The organism is Paenibacillus sp. YAE3 (assembly GCF_057546105.1).
This window is the reverse complement of the sequence record NZ_BAAIYF010000020.1, coordinates 1-15,638: the sequence shown is the minus strand read 5'-3', so window position 1 is coordinate 15,638 and position 15,638 is coordinate 1. Positions and strand designations below refer to the sequence as shown.

The window sequence follows — 15,638 nt, the reverse complement described above, 5'->3', positions numbered from 1 at the left end:
CCAAGGGAGTAGCGGGAGGTACATATGAAGCTGCAAGCGGCGGGCAAAGCGTCCAAATGGTATGTCTATCAAAAAATCGTCATCGTGTTCATCTTATTTTTGCTTCCTCTCATTTCCATGAATATATGGCTGAACTACAAAGGCATGTCTATCACGAAAAACGCCATTCTGAATTCCTCCCAGGCCGGGGCGTCCTTTTATTCTAAACAGCTCGACAAAGAGATGTATTTTATCCGCAATCTGCAGCTGCAGCTGATCAACGACAAAGACCTGCAGAAGCTGAGCTTCCGGGGAAGCCTGCTGGGGGATTACGAGGAAGTGCAGCTGATCGAACAAGTCAGGGACCGGCTGTCTACGCTCATGGCGTCCAGCGAATACGTGGTGAACAGCGGGGTATACGTGGAATCCATCCGAAAGACCATCTCGATGAACTCGGGGGTTACGGGCACGCCCAATGAGGAAATGAAGCTTATAACGTCGCTGAGCGAAGTGACGCCCAAGCCTTCCTTTTACCGCAACGGGAACCGGATTTTCCTGATTGAAAGCGCAAACAACGGCAGCATCGTGACGTATATCGAAATCTCGAGGCCCATGCTGCTGCAGTCCTTAAACGAAATCGCGAAATTGTATCCTGAATCGGAAGTGCTGCTCGGAAGCCAAGAATCCGGAACGATGCTGACGACGGCGGAAAATGCGGACGAATCGGAGGAGATTTTGAAACTGACGGCGGACGAATCCGTGGATCAAGAACCGCCGCAGTTCAAAAAAATGAACGGAGTCAATTATTTTATCACCCGAAGCGCCGTCGGCTCCCTGCATTTATCCATGATCATGTACGTGAACCAAAATGAGCTTACGCGCCCGTTAAGCCAATTCATTACCTGGTTCTATACGCTGTTCATTATCGCGATCATCGTGATGATCCTTTATTCCTTTTCCGTCAACGTGATGATCCATCGGCCGTTATCGAAGCTGGTCAAAGCGTTCCATATGATCGAAACCGACAACCTCAATATTACGATCGAATCGAAAACCAAAGACGAGTTCCATTACGTGTTCAACAGCTTCAACAATATGGCGCGGCGGCTCAAAAATTCGATCGAGGAAAACTACGAGCAGAAAATCGCGCTGCAGCATTCCCAGCTGAAACAGCTCCAGTCCCAGATCAATCCGCATTTTTTGTACAACAGCTTTTTCAATATTTACATGATGTGCAAGGTAGGGGATTCCGACAGCGCGGCGGAGCTTTCCCAGCGGCTTGGAAGCTATTATCAGTACATTACGAGAAGCGGGTCCGACGAGGTTCCGTTTTATAAGGAATACCGCCATGCGCTGGATTATTGCGACATTCAATGCATCCGTTTCGCCAACCGGGTATCCTTCGAATACGAAGAAGAGACGGGAATTCCGCCATCGATCACGGTGCCGCGGCTGATCATCCAACCGATCGTCGAAAATGTGTTCGAGCACGCTTTCGAGGACGGCATGATGGAAGGGAAGGTGTTGATCGGCACGGCGTACCGGGAAGGGATGCTGCGCGTCACGGTCGAAGACAACGGAAATTTGGCGACCGACGGGATGATTGAGGAGCTGCGCGGCAAACTCGCCATGGATTCGAAAACGGTGGAAAACACGGGACTCATCAACGTCAACAACCGACTCAAGCTTAAATACGGGCCGGACAGCGGGTTATCGGTGTCGAGAAGCCGGCATGGCGGCTTAAAAATAGATCTGGTCATCGTACTTGAAAACATGAAGGAGGCAGCAGCATGTACCGATTGTTAATCGTCGACGACGAGCCGGTCATCGTCAACGGATTGATTCAGCTTTTCCAGGAAAATACCGAATTCGAACTGGATGTTTGCAAAGCCTACTCGGCGGCGGAAGCGTTAAACATCGCCAAAAAAATGAAACTCGACATTCTCGTCAGCGATATCCGCATGCCCCAAAAAAGCGGGCTGCAGCTTGTCGACGACATCGCCTATTATTGGCCGCACTGCCGGATCATTTTTCTGACCGGTTACAGCGAATTCGATTATGTCCAGGAAGCCCTGCGCAAGAGAGCGGACAATTACATCTTAAAAACGGAAGGCATCGAACCGATCTTTGGGGCGGTAAAAGCGGCCTGCCAAAAACTCGATGAGGAAAACCGCCGCAGAATCCGGGAAGAAAAGGCGAAAATGCATTTTCAAATCGCCGCTCCCGTGCTTAAAAACGAGCTGGTCGGCAGGCTTTTGAAGGGGGAATCCGCGGCCGCATTGCTGTCCGACCCCCGGTATGAAGAACTGGACTTCCGAGTTCGCGTGAGCGAGCCTGCATTTTTTGTCGTCGGCAGCTTGGATTCCATCGACGATCCGAATACGAAGGACAAGCTCGGGGCGGTGCAAAACGGCTTCAGCAACTATTTGCCCGATTCGATCGCATGCGAACACTCCGTGTTGGATGAAGGCGTTCTCGTTTGGCTGCTTCAGCCGCACGAAGAACTGCTTGCCCGTTTTTCCCAGCCGGATTCGGAGCCGCAGCGTTGGCGGGGATTTACGTCATATATGAAAGGGATTCTGGAGCTCGTGCAGAACGAATGCGAAAGCCTGATCGGCGTATCCGTATCTTTTGGCATATCGGGCAATTTAAGCGGATGCTGGGAGACGGTTTCCGGCCAATACAACACGCTGCTGGGCGTATTGCGTTCCAGGGCTGCCCTCGGCCAAAACCTGATTGTCATCGATATCGAACATGCCGGCAGCGAACCGGAAGCCATGGACGATCCGGCGCTCCTGAAGCAGGAGGACATGAAATCTTGGGTGATCGGCCAGATCCAAAACTACATACAAGCCAACTTGTCCGGGGACGTATCCCTGACGGCAATCGCGGAGAAAGTGCATTTCAACCCGTCGTATTTGTCGCGCTACTACAAACAAATGACGGGGCAAAATCTGCTGGACTATATCCAATCGAAAAAGCTTGAAGCGGCCGTGCATCTGATGATGCACACCAACCTGAAACTGAACGAAATCGCTGCCCGCGTCGGGTTCGATTCGCAATCCTACTTTACGACCTTTTTCAAAAAAAAGACGGGCATCTCTCCCCAAGAATACCGCAATGCCAAATAAGAGCCCGATCATCTATTTCGCAGCGATCGTTTTTAAAAAGGTAAATAAAGTGAAAGGGAAGTAAAAAACTCAAAATTGATAGCGTTTTCTTCTGAAATTTATAATTAAACACATAAAGCACTTGCAAATCGCAGCATAAACAAAGGGGGAAACGCGTTGAACATGAAAAAAATCAATCCATGGAAAATGATTTTGCTCGTCACGATGTCGCTTTCGTTATTTACGGCATGCTCCAGCCAAGGCAAAGATACGGCAGGCCCGGCTGCAGACCCGTCCTCCAAGGAAGAAAAAAAGAGCACGGACGCGCCGCCGGAGCCGCTCGGGAAATATCCCGAAACCGTCACGGTGACGGAAGTGCTCGGCTACAACCCTCCGGAAGACCCGCGGACGCCGAAAGGCATCACGCCGGACCAAAACGCTTACCTCAAAGATTTGAAAGACATGCTGAACATCGAAGTCAAGTACAAGTGGACCGTTCCTTCCAGCCAATTCGAGCAAAAGTTCTCGCTGGCGATGGCTTCGGCCGACCTGCCGGACATCATGGAGCTTGACCAGAAAAACTTCGAGAAGCTGAAAAAGCAGGGCATGCTGGCCGATTTGACCGAAGCTTATAACGATTACGCTTCTCCGGAGCTGAAGAAATACATGGAATCCGACGGCGGTTTTGCCATGAAGACGTTCACCGAGGACGGCAAGCTGCTCGCGATTCCGGCTTTCGAGGATCCGTTCCTGTCGACGCAGCTGCTCTGGCTCCGCAAAGACTGGCTCGAAAACTTGAAGCTGGAGCCGCCGAAAACGATGGGCGAACTGGACAAGGTTGCCGAAGCTTTCGTGAAAAACGATCCGGACCAAAACGGCCAAAACGACACGTACGGCGTATCCCTGCAAAAAAACCTGTTTTTCTGGGCATACGACCTGAGAGGATTTTTTAACGGCTTCGGCGCATATCCTTCGATCGGCGACAATCAGTCCGCCTGGATCAAGGACAGCAGCGGCAAGCTGATTCCGGGCCTCATTCAGCCGGAAGTGAAAACCGCCCTGGGCAAGCTGCAATCCTGGTACAAGGACGGCATTTTGGACAAAGAATTTGCGCTAAAGGACGAAAACAAGGCCGTCGAAGACATCACGGCAGGCAAAGTCGGCATCGTGTACGGCGAATGGTGGTATCCGAACTATCCGCTGAACCTGAACGTCGACAAAGACCCGAAAGCGGAATGGATCGCGATTCAAATTCCGGGTCTCGACGGTCCAGGCAAATCGCTGGTGCCTAAAATCCGCAGCGGCAAAGTTTATGCCGTAAACAAAAAAATGAAAAATCCGGAAGCCGCCATCAAAATGATCAACTTCTACATCGAAAAAGGCAAAAAGAAATACATGGAGCAAAACAAAGCGGAAAACGGATACGTATACAACTGGTTTAATCCGCGGATTTACAACCCGGCCCAAATCGAAACGATCTATACGGAAGTCAACAAGGCACTGGATGCGAAGCAGACGGAAATTACGCTGGACGATGAAAACTACAAAAACGTTGCCGACGTCTTTAAGGCAGCCCAGGATTATCTGGCAGGCAACACGGAAAAAGCCTCCAAAGGCGTCAACTGGGGCCAATACTTCAGCCGCGCGGCAAAAGACGGAGGCTGGGGCATGACCCGGCAGATCAAGGAAAGCGGAGCTTTCGTGAACAACGAATTCTTCGGCCTGCCGACGGAAACGCAAGTCGAAAAAGGCGCCCAGCTCGACAAGCTGATGCAGGAATCTTTCACGAAAATCATTATGGGCGGTTCCCTGGACGAATTCGACAAGTTCGTTCAAAGCTGGAAGTCCCTTGGCGGAGACCAAATCACCCAAGAGGTGAACGACTGGTACAGCAAACAGGCTGCGAAATAATCGCTTGCGCGAATGCTGCGACAATCCAGAATGATGTGATGAAACGGGAGGAGGAGCCTGATGGATGCCGGCGATTCCTCCCGTTTACGATTTGAACGGGGAGGTCCATCTGTGAGAACGCTGAAAAAGGAATATTTGCTTCATATCATGCTGCTGCCCGGCGTGATCGTCACGCTCATTTATGCTTACGGGCCCATGGCCGGCCTGGTGATGGCATTCCAGCAATTCGAGCCGCTTTCCGGCTTTTTTCATTCGAAGTTCGTCGGGTTCGACAATTTCAAATACGTTTTTAATATGCCGGATTTCAAGCAGGTGCTGTGGAATACGGTATTGATCGCCGTCATTAAAATGGTGTTGTTTCTGCTCGTCCCTCTGATCCTTGCGCTGCTGCTCAATGAAGTCACCAAGCGCTGGTTTTCCCGGTTCATCCAATCGGCCGTGTTCCTGCCGTTTTTCCTGTCCTGGACCGTGCTTGGCGGCGTCATCATCGAGCTGTTTTCGCTGAGCGGTCCGGTCAACGGGCTGCTGGCGGCGATGGGTCTGAAGCCGATCATGTTCATGCTGGATAACGAGTGGTTCCGCGGCATCGTGATCGGGTCCGACGTCTGGAAAGGGATGGGGTATAACATGATCGTTATGCTGGCCGCCATTACCGGCATCAACGCGACGCTTTACGAAGCCGCCGAAGTGGACGGTGCGGGACGATGGAAGCAAATGATCCACATTACGCTTCCGGGCATGGCACCGATCCTGATTTTGCTTGGGGTGCTCAGCCTCGGCGGCATTTTGAATGCGGGCTTCGAACAAATCCTGATCATGTATAACCCGACCGTTTACGAAGGGGCGGATATCATCGATACGTTCGTTTACAGGCTGGGGATGTTCAGCCAGCAGTTCGGACCGGCCGCCGCCGTCGGATTGTTCAAATCCGTCATTTCCCTGGTTCTGGTGTCCGTGACCTATTACGCGGCTTACAAATACAACAATTATCGGATCTTTTAAACGGGAGGCAGAGAGATGCATAAACCTACGATCAGCAGAAGGATTTTCGTCATATTCAATACGGTGCTGCTAACGGCGATCACGCTTCTCGGCATTATTCCGTTTATTCACCTCCTCTCGGTGTCCCTCAGCTCGAATACGGCGGCCATGGCGGGGGAAGTCAAGCTTTGGCCGGTCGGCTTCAACTTCGATGCTTACCGTTACCTGGGGGAAAAAGTCGAGTTTTTCCGTTCGCTGGGCGTATCCGTCGAGCGGGTGGTGCTGGGGACGGCCGTCAACATGTTTTTATGCTTCGTGACGGCGTACCCGCTGTCGAAATCGGTGGACCAGTTCAAATTCCGGACGGTATATGTGTGGTTTTTCGCGATAACGATGTTTTTTGGCGGCGGGCTGATCCCGACGTATATCATCGTCAAAAATACGGGATTGATCGACTCTATCTGGGCCTTGATTTTGCCGGGAGCGCTTAACGTGTGGAACATGGTGCTGATGCTGAACTTCTTCCGCACCATTCCGCGCGAGCTGGACGAGGCCGCGACGATCGACGGCGCGGGGCACTGGAGAATTTTGTGGCGGATATATTTGCCGGTGTCCTTGCCGTCCATCGCGACCATCGGGTTGTTCACGATCGTGGGGCATTGGAATTCTTGGTTTGACGGCATTTTGTACTTGAACTCGCCGGAGAAATATCCGCTGCAAACCTATTTGTCCACGCTCATCATGTCGATCAATTCCCAGATGACTTCGGTATCGATCGAACAGATCAAAGCGATGGAGAACCTGAGCGAAAAAACGCTGCAGACGGCGCAAATTTTCATGGGGGCGCTGCCGATCATGGTCGTATATCCGTTTTTGCAGAAATATTTTGTTAAAGGCATGACCGTCGGAAGCGTCAAAGAATAAGCGAATTTGGCTAAGGAGCGGAGTTATCGGATGAAAAAGGTTAGAGTTGCATTAATCGGGGCGGGCCTTCGCGGCATCAACTACATGGACTATGCGCTGCAGCATCCTGCCGAGCTGGAGGTCGTTGCGGTCGCGGAACCGGTCCGTCAGCGGAGGGAAAACTTCAAAGAAAGGCATGGTCTGGCGGAGGAGATGTGCTTCGAGCATTGGGATGATTTGCTCGCGAAACCGAAGCTCGCGGATGCGGTGCTGATCTGCACCCAGGACAAACAGCATTTCGAGCCGACGATGAAGGCGCTGCAGGCGGGATACCACGTGTTATTGGAAAAGCCGATGTCGCCTGATCCGGAAGAATGCATTCGGATGGGCGAAATGGCTTCCAAGGCCGGACTCGTGTTTTCGATTTGCCACGTCCTGCGGTACACGCCGTTTTTCAGCACGCTCAAAGAGCTCCTCGATAAAGGCGCGATCGGCCGGTTGATGTCGATCCAGCACAATGAAAACGTGGGGTATTGGCATCAGGCGCATAGCTTCGTGCGCGGCAATTGGCGGCGGAAAGACGAGTCCAGCCCGATGATTTTGGCCAAATCCTGCCACGATCTGGACATTTTGCTGTGGCTTGCGGGTTCGGATTGCGTCAAGGTTTCTTCCTTCGGTTCGCTGAGCCATTTCACGGCTTCGGAAGCGCCGGAGGGGGCTCCGCTGCGATGCCTGGACGGATGTCCGGCGGCGGACGAGTGCCTGTATTATGCGCCCAATATCTATTTGACAGAGGACACGAATTGGCCGACGTCGGCGATCAGCGACGATATGAGCTACGCCGCCCGCTACAAAGCGTTGGAGGAAGGGCCGTATGGCAGATGCGTGTACCACTGCGACAACGACGTCGTCGATCATCAGGTCGTGAATTTGGAGTTTGCGAGCGGGGTGACGGCCGCTTTTACGATGAGCGCGTTCACGAGAGATATCAGCCGCACGATCAAGCTGATGGGGACGAAAGGCGAAATCCGCGGAGCGATGGAGAAAAACGAAATCGAAATCATCCATTTCGGCAGCGGGAAGGTCGAACGCATCTCCTTTGATGACATGGGCGGCCACGTCGGACATGGCGGCGGCGATTTGCGCCTCGTGAAGGATTTTCTGAAGCTCGTGCGCACAAACGGCGCTAGCCAAGGTTTGACATCGGCCGATGCCTCGGTTCAAAGCCATTTGATGGCATTCGCCGCGGAACAATCCCGGGTCGAAGGGACGATCATCGGTCTTCAGGAGTTTAAGGAAAGGTACCGCGCAAAAGAAGAAGCGAATTAAATTTTTAGATCGAAACCTGCCGAGCATAAAGCGTTCGGCAGGTTTTTTTGCATTGGCCAGGACGTCCGTGTCAAAGGAAGAGGCACTTTACGCCAAATGACCTTCATCCGGTTATCCGGAACTTTTTAAGAACAGACGGCGCAGGGAGATGCAGGAAACAGTCCTGTTTGCTCGAAATAAATAAAACGCTTTGAAAATGGAATCGTCTAATGATTTTTTTGAAAAAAATCGTTTGATGCGTCGATTGAGGCCTTGGAGAGGGTTAAAGGCTCCCAAACCTATCATAATCCTAACATCATGGCGATGGAAACAAATTTGTGGGAGCATATTTAACCCGGAGGTTATGCAACCATCCCGATTCGGTGCACGAACAGGGTCCGAACGGACTTACATTCCCTAAGCAAAGGAGTATATGATATGAGCCAGGAAGTATCAGATTTTATTGATGCCATCAAGGAACCGTGGCAAAAGGAACTGGCAGCCCGGCTGCGCGAGGTTATTCGTCAGGCCATTCCGGACGTTCAGGAACGGATTCAGTACAAAAAGCCCCATTTTTTGAAAAACGGGAAATATGCGGCGGTCATTTCAACTTCGAAGGATGCCGTTAGTTTTACGATTTTTAATGCGACCGAACTCGATCTTCCGGAAGACCTTTTTGACGGTCCGCCGGAACGAAAAACGTTGAAGCTGCGCCAAGGTCAAGGCTTTGATCCGGAGCAGCTGCAAGCCTGGGTCGGTCAAGCTTCTTCGGCTTTGTAAAAATCATTTGAAAGCGTCAAATATGTAACACATATATGACACGAAGATTGCATCGCAGACGAGCTGCGATGCTTTTCTTTTTACGAAAAAATGAAAACGAGGGCTTGACATTTATTTCGGTCTGTGATTTGATTATAGCCATAATTCAACATTTGGCTTTGATCAAAGACATGACTTCCTGCACGAGCTGCCCAGAGAGAGAGGTTCCGGCTGAAAGCTTCTCCTGAAAACGGCATGAAGTTACCCCTTTGTAGCTGTGGCGTTGAACCCGCTTTTTGCATCACGGAGCGGCAGTAAGCGGCACCGCCTGATCCCCGTTAACGGATTCCAATGAGAACCTGCAATTTCAACTTTGGCCTGCGGCCGAGGCTGGTTGACGGCAGGTTGAATTAGGGTGGAACCACGAGATGAACGCACTCGTCCCTTGAGGATGAGATGCGTTTTTTTGCGTTCATAAATGGAGTTTTGAAGTCGCCAAACGTAAACCAATTCAAAGGAATGGAGGTCAGAACAATGGAGATTCAAGTAACGCTGCCAGACGGTTCGATAAGGAGGTATCCGCAAGGCACCACGGTGGAACAAATCGCCGAATCCATCAGCATCGGACTGAAGAAAAAAGCGATCGCAGGCAAAATCGAAGGCAAGCCCGTCGACCTGAACCATGCGCTCGAAGCGGACGGACGGGTGGAAATCGTCACCCTGGACAGTCGGGACGGGCTTGAGATCTACCGTCACAGCACGGCGCATCTGATGGCGCAGGCGATCAAACGGCTGTATGGCGAAAAGGAGGTCAAACTCGGCATCGGTCCGGTCATCGAAGACGGATTCTACTACGACATCGATATCGAGAAGCCTTTAACGCCGGATGACCTGGCCGCGATCGAAAAGGAAATGGAGAACATTGCTCGGGAAAATCTGCCGATCGTCCGTCGGGAGGTCAGCCGGGAGGAAGCCGTCCGAATCTTTGAAGAGCTCGAAGATCCGCTGAAGCTGGAGCTGATCCGCGATCTGCCGGAAGATGTGGTCATTTCGATTTACGACCAAGGAGAATTTTTCGACTTATGCCGCGGGCCTCATCTGCCATCCACGGGCCGAATCAAGGCATTCAAGCTGCTGAACGTTTCGGGCGCCTATTGGCGCGGAAATTCCGACAACAAGATGCTGCAGCGCATATACGGAACGGCATTTCCGAAGCAAGCACAGCTGGAAGAGCATCTTCATTTTCTTGAGGAGGCCAAAAAACGCGATCACCGCAAGCTGGGCAAGCAGCTGGAGCTGTTCATGTTTTCGGAGGAAGCGCCGGGCATGCCGTTTTTCCTGCCGAAAGGGATGACGATCCGCACGGAGCTTGAAAACTTCGCAAGGGAAATGCAGGGGAAAAGGGGCTACGACGAAGTCCGGACGCCGCTTATGATGAACCAGCGGGTGTGGGAACAATCGGGACACTGGGATCATTACAAAGACAACATGTACTTCACGAACGTCGACGACACGAAATATGCGCTGAAGCCGATGAACTGCCCGGGACATATGCTGATTTTCAAAAACAAGCTCCGTTCCTACCGTGATCTGCCGCTGCGCATTTCGGAGTTCGGACAGGTGCACCGACATGAATTTTCGGGAGCCCTGAACGGCATGCTGCGGGTACGGACGTTTTGCCAGGACGACGCCCATCTGTTCGTGCTTCCGGGACAAATCGAAGAGGAAATCGGCAGCATCATCGAGCTGATCGACAACATGTATCAAGTGTTCGGCTTTGAATACAAAATCGAGCTGTCGACGCGTCCGGAGGACTCGATGGGTTCGGATGAGCTCTGGGAAGAAGCGGAGCGGGCGCTGCAAAACGTGTTGGACCGCCGCGGCATCGATTACCGCATCAATGAGGGGGACGGCGCGTTTTACGGGCCGAAAATCGATTTTCACATTTTGGACGCGCTCAAGCGAAGCTGGCAGTGCGGCACGATTCAGCTGGATTTCCAAATGCCCCGAAAATACGATCTCACTTACGTTGGCGAGGATGGCGAGAAACACTGTCCGGTTGTCATTCACCGTGCGGTGTACGGCTCGATCGACCGGTTCATGGGCATGCTGACGGAGCATTATGCCGGAGCCTTCCCGCTGTGGTTGTCCCCCGTTCACGCGAAGCTGCTGCCCGTGTCGGAGAACTATGTCGATTACGCTTTCGCGGTCAAACAATCGCTTGAAGACGCCGGCATTCGGGTCGAAATCGATATCCGGAACGAAAAGTTGGGGTACAAAATCCGGGATGCCGAAATGATGAAGGTCCCTTACATGCTCGTTCTCGGCGAAAACGAAAAAAATTCCGGCGGCGTGTCCGTGCGGAAAAGGGAAGCAGGCGACCTGGGAGCAAAAAGCATCCCGGAGATCATCTCTATTATTAATGAAGAAATCGCTGCAAAAAAATAAGGATTTCACCGCTCCTTCACGTCATGTGGGGGAGCGTTTTTTTGGTTGTGCCGGGAAAAAGGGGAGTCACCCTTTCTGGGCAAACGGCATAGGGTGGAGTAACGTTTGGTTTTAAACGCTTTCGAAATACACTGCATGGAACGTACAAGCTTTTGGAGCATCGATCGTAAGGGGGGATGAATGAGTATGAATGAAAATGAAGGGTTCGGCGTCATTCCGATTACCCGGCAGCAGACCGAAAAGCTCATCGGCCTCTTGCTGCGCATGCTTCAAACGGTCCCTCCTGCGCTGCTCAGGCAGAATCCGGTATCGGTTGCGGCTTTGAAGGACGTGCTAAAGCTTCTTCAAATCTTTGTTACGGATTCCGATTTTCCCGTCAGAGACAAGGCCCGTCTGCAATCGACGCTTGAGCTGGCGATTACGATGTGTGAGGCGGTGCCGGTTTCAGGAGCAGGGATTCTGATTAACCTCCAGGAGAATCTGGATGACCTTTTATCCACGATCCTGCTGCTTCATGTTTCACGGAAAATCAAAGATACGTTGGTCGATCTGATCAGGAAAATCCAGCGTTCGATATCCGACATTCTGTCCTCGGTTGCGCTTGGGGGCACCGGAACGCCCGGGGGAATCGGCGTATCTGGTCCGCCCGGGCCACCGGGTCCTCCTGGCCCACCCGGGCCTGCCGGACCGGCAGGCGATCCCGGTCAAGTTGGTGCGACTGGCCCGACGGGGCCGACAGGAGCGGGGTTCAACGGGATTCTGCCGTTTGATCCTGAACAAAGCCGGTTTTATCCGCAGGGACAAATCGTTACTTTTGATGGAAGTACGTATATCGCTAACGTGGCATCGCCGGCAGGCATGCCGGGAAGTTCGCCCGATTATACGCTTCTGGCTGCAGCGGGCGCGACGGGTGAAGCAGGGGCTACGGGACCGACGGGAGCGGCCGGCGTTGCCGGCCCGACAGGCGCTATGGGAGAGATGGGAGCTACAGGAGCGACGGGTCCCACCGGTGCGACAGGCGCAACGGGGGCGACGGGTGCTACAGGAGCGACAGGAACCACGGGTGCGACAGGCGCTACAGGTGCAACAGGTGATGCGGGAGCGACGGGAGCTACAGGGGCAACAGGCGATGCGGGTGGGACGGGCGCAACAGGCGGCACGGGTGCCACAGGAGCAACAGGAGTTACAGGTGAGACAGGAGCAACAGGAGCCACGGGTGCTACAGGTGCAACAGGTGATGCGGGAGCAACGGGAGCTACAGGAGAGCCGGGAGCTACGGGCGAGGCAGGTGCAACGGGAGCAACGGGTGCGACAGGTGCTACAGGTGCGACGGGAGCCACGGGTGCAACAGGAGCGACAGGCGAAACAGGAGCGACGGGAGCAACAGGAGCGACAGGTGCAACGGGTGCGACGGGAGCTACGGGCGAGGCAGGTGCAACGGGAGCAACAGGAACGACAGGGGCAACAGGAGCGACGGGCGACACAGGAGCGACAGGTGCAACGGGAGCAACAGGAACGACAGGGGCAACAGGAGCGACAGGCGACACAGGAGCGACAGGCGCAACGGGGGCCACGGGCGACACAGGAGCTACGGGAGCAACGGGTGCTACAGGTGCGACGGGAGCTACGGGCGACACAGGAGCAACAGGAGCTACAGGTGAGACAGGAACAACGGGGGCAACGGGCGAGACGGGAGCCACGGGTGCAACAGGAGCGACAGGTGCAACGGGTGCGACGGGAGCTACGGGCGAGGCAGGTGCAACGGGAGCGACGGGTGCAACGGGTGCTACAGGAGCCACAGGCGCAACTGGGCTAACGGGTGCCACAGGCGAGACGGGACCGACGGGGGCAACGGGTGCGACGGGCGCAACAGGAGCGACAGGTACGACGGGAGCTACGGGAGCAACGGGTGCTACAGGAGCAACGGGAGCCACGGGCGAGACAGGTGCAACCGGGCCAACAGGAGCAACAGGAGCTACAGGCGCTACAGGTGCGACGGGAGCTATTGGCGAGACGGGCGCAACTGGTGCTACAGGAGCGACGGGTGCTACAGGAGCGACGGGTGCTACAGGAGCGACGGGTGCTACAGGAGCTACAGGTGCCACGGGTGCGACAGGCGCTACAGGTGCAACAGGTGATGCGGGAGCGACGGGAGCAACGGGAGCAACGGGTGCTACAGGAGCGACGGGCGAGACAGGGGCAACAGGAGCCACGGGCACAACAGGTGCTACAGGTGCGACGGGAGCTATTGGCGAGACGGGCGCAACGGGTGCTACAGGAGCGACGGGTGCTACAGGAGCGACAGGAGCAACGGGCGAGACAGGAGCAACGGGGGCAACAGGGGCAACGGGCGAGACGGGAGCAACGGGTGAGGCAGGAGCAACAGGAGCAACAGGAGCAACAGGAGCGACAGGCGACACAGGTGCAACGGGCGCAACAGGCGCTACGGGCGCAACGGGAGCGACGGGCGCAACAGGTGCCACGGGCGAGACAGGAGCGACAGGAGCAACGGGCGCTACAGGTGCGACGGGAGCCACGGGTGCAACGGGAGCTACGGGCGAGACAGGTGCAACCGGGTCAACAGGTGCTACAGGAGCGTCGGGGGCTACAGGAGCGACAGGCGACACAGGAGCGACAGGTGCAACGGGTGCCACAGGAGCAACAGGAGCAACAGGAGCTACAGGTGAGACAGGAGCGACGGGGGCTACAGGAGCTACAGGCGACACAGGGGCGACGGGCGCAACAGGAGCTACAGGTACGACGGGAGCTACAGGAGCGATGGGTCCCACCGGTGCGACAGGCGCAACGGGGGCGACGGGTGTAACGGGTGCTACAGGCGCAACAGGGGCGACGGGTGCGACGGGCGAGACAGGAGCCACGGGCGCAACGGGGGTAACGGGGGCAACAGGTGCCACGGGTGCGACAGGAGCAACAGGTGCCACGGGTGCTACAGGTGCAACAGGAGCAACAGGAGCGACAGGAGCAACAGGAGCAACAGGAGCGACAGGAGCAACGGGCGAGACGGGAGCGACAGGCGCAACAGGCGGCACAGGAGCGACGGGCGCAACAGGAGCAACAGGAGCGACAGGAGCAACGGGCGAGACGGGAGCGACAGGCGCAACAGGCGGCACAGGAGCGACGGGCGCAACAGGAGCGACAGGTGCAACGGGAGCAACAGGCGCGACAGGAGCAACAGGAGCAACAGGCGCAACAGGAGCTACAGGCGACACAGGGGCGACGGGCGCAACAGGAGCTACAGGTACGACGGGAGCTACAGGAGGAACAGGAGCGACGGGTGCTACAGGTGCGACGGGAGCTACAGGAGCAACAGGCGACACAGGAGCAACAGGCGCAACTGGGCTAACAGGTGCCACAGGAGCCACAGGAGCCACAGGAGCAACAGGAGCGACGGGTGCTACAGGTGCGACAGGCGCCACGGGCGAGACAGGAGCCACAGGAGCTACAGGCGCTACAGCAGCAACGGGAGCGACAGGCGCAACGGGGGCGACAGGTGCAACGGGCGAGACAGGAGCAACAGGCGCAACTGGGCTAACGGGTGCCACAGGCGCAACAGGAGCTACAGGAGCCACAGGTGCCACGGGTGCGACAGGGACCAGCGTGACCGAAAATCATGCATTTGCGGCCAATACGTCCGGCACCGTCATCGCTGTAATTTTAGGCGGAACAAACGTATCGTTCCCAAACGCGCAGGATATCGGACCAGGCATCACGATAAATGCGGCCAATAATACATTTACCGTCGCCAATGCAGGAAACTATTATATTTCATATTCGATCAACCTGAACGTTTCTTTGCTGGTCAGTTCCCGCATACTAATCAACGGAAGCGCCGCACCGGCCTCAACGATATCGCCCGCAGTCGGCACGACTTCCTTCCAAACAAACGTGATTACGCCTGTTCCTGCAGGGGCAACCATAAGCATTCAGCTGTTCGGCGTGCTAGCAACCGCAACGCTCACGACCACCACGCCGACTAATGTTACGATCATACGATTAAGTTGACCCTCCCTGAGGGAGTCAGGCAAAAAGAAAAAAATCCTTATTGCCAAAAGCAATAGGGATTTTTTGCACTTTTTCGTAAAACAATAAGCTGAGTGTTTTGCATAATTCCGTTTCAGAGAAGAAGCGATAGCATATTCACTGTCGTTAAGGGGTAATTTTCGAAAATGGTATTATATGGATGAAGAAAAGGGCAGACTTGCAGAATTTTAGAACAGC

General features: G+C 54.5%; 9 protein-coding genes. All 9 read left to right on the top strand.

Annotated features, from left to right (window positions below):
* The first annotated feature begins 24 nt into the window (after nt 1–24).
* The 9 genes from AC27KL_RS26255 (at nt 25) to AC27KL_RS26215 (ending at nt 15,422) form a co-directional block, all read left to right on the top strand.
* Complete coding sequence (locus AC27KL_RS26255) at nt 25–1,785, top strand: sensor histidine kinase (protein ID WP_487171644.1); 1,761 nt, start codon at nt 25–27, stop codon at nt 1,783–1,785.
* Nucleotides 1,770–3,110 (top strand): response regulator transcription factor, encoded by a 1,341-nt coding sequence (locus AC27KL_RS26250; RefSeq protein ID WP_339320804.1) that lies wholly within the window; start codon nt 1,770–1,772, stop codon nt 3,108–3,110. Before AC27KL_RS26255 ends, AC27KL_RS26250 begins: the two co-directional genes overlap by 16 nt.
* 162 nt (nt 3,111–3,272) lie before the next feature.
* Nucleotides 3,273–5,000 (top strand): extracellular solute-binding protein, encoded by a 1,728-nt coding sequence (locus AC27KL_RS26245; RefSeq protein WP_487171679.1) that lies wholly within the window; start codon nt 3,273–3,275, stop codon nt 4,998–5,000.
* Between the two features lie 111 nt (nt 5,001–5,111).
* Nucleotides 5,112–6,002 (top strand): ABC transporter permease, encoded by an 891-nt coding sequence (locus AC27KL_RS26240; RefSeq protein WP_212951018.1) that lies wholly within the window; start codon nt 5,112–5,114, stop codon nt 6,000–6,002.
* A gap of 15 nt (nt 6,003–6,017) precedes the next feature.
* Nucleotides 6,018–6,905, top strand: coding sequence for a carbohydrate ABC transporter permease (locus AC27KL_RS26235; RefSeq protein WP_212951020.1), 888 nt, complete (start codon nt 6,018–6,020; stop codon nt 6,903–6,905).
* 30 nt (nt 6,906–6,935) lie between these two features.
* The gene (locus tag AC27KL_RS26230; protein WP_487171643.1) at nt 6,936–8,213 is read left to right on the top strand and encodes a Gfo/Idh/MocA family protein; all 1,278 of its coding nucleotides are present in this window, start codon (nt 6,936–6,938) and stop codon (nt 8,211–8,213) included.
* Between the two features lie 417 nt (nt 8,214–8,630).
* On the top strand, nt 8,631–8,972 hold the full coding sequence (locus AC27KL_RS26225) for a DUF1801 domain-containing protein (RefSeq protein ID WP_487171642.1): 342 nt from the start codon (nt 8,631–8,633) through the stop codon (nt 8,970–8,972).
* Between the two features lie 513 nt (nt 8,973–9,485).
* Entirely contained in the window at nt 9,486–11,399 is a 1,914-nt protein-coding gene (gene thrS / locus AC27KL_RS26220; protein WP_487171641.1) for a threonine--tRNA ligase, read from the top strand.
* A 180-nt stretch (nt 11,400–11,579) separates the two neighbouring features.
* Entirely contained in the window at nt 11,580–15,422 is a 3,843-nt protein-coding gene (locus AC27KL_RS26215; RefSeq protein WP_487171640.1) for a BclA C-terminal domain-containing protein, read from the top strand.
* The last annotated feature ends 216 nt before the right edge of the window (nt 15,423–15,638 follow it).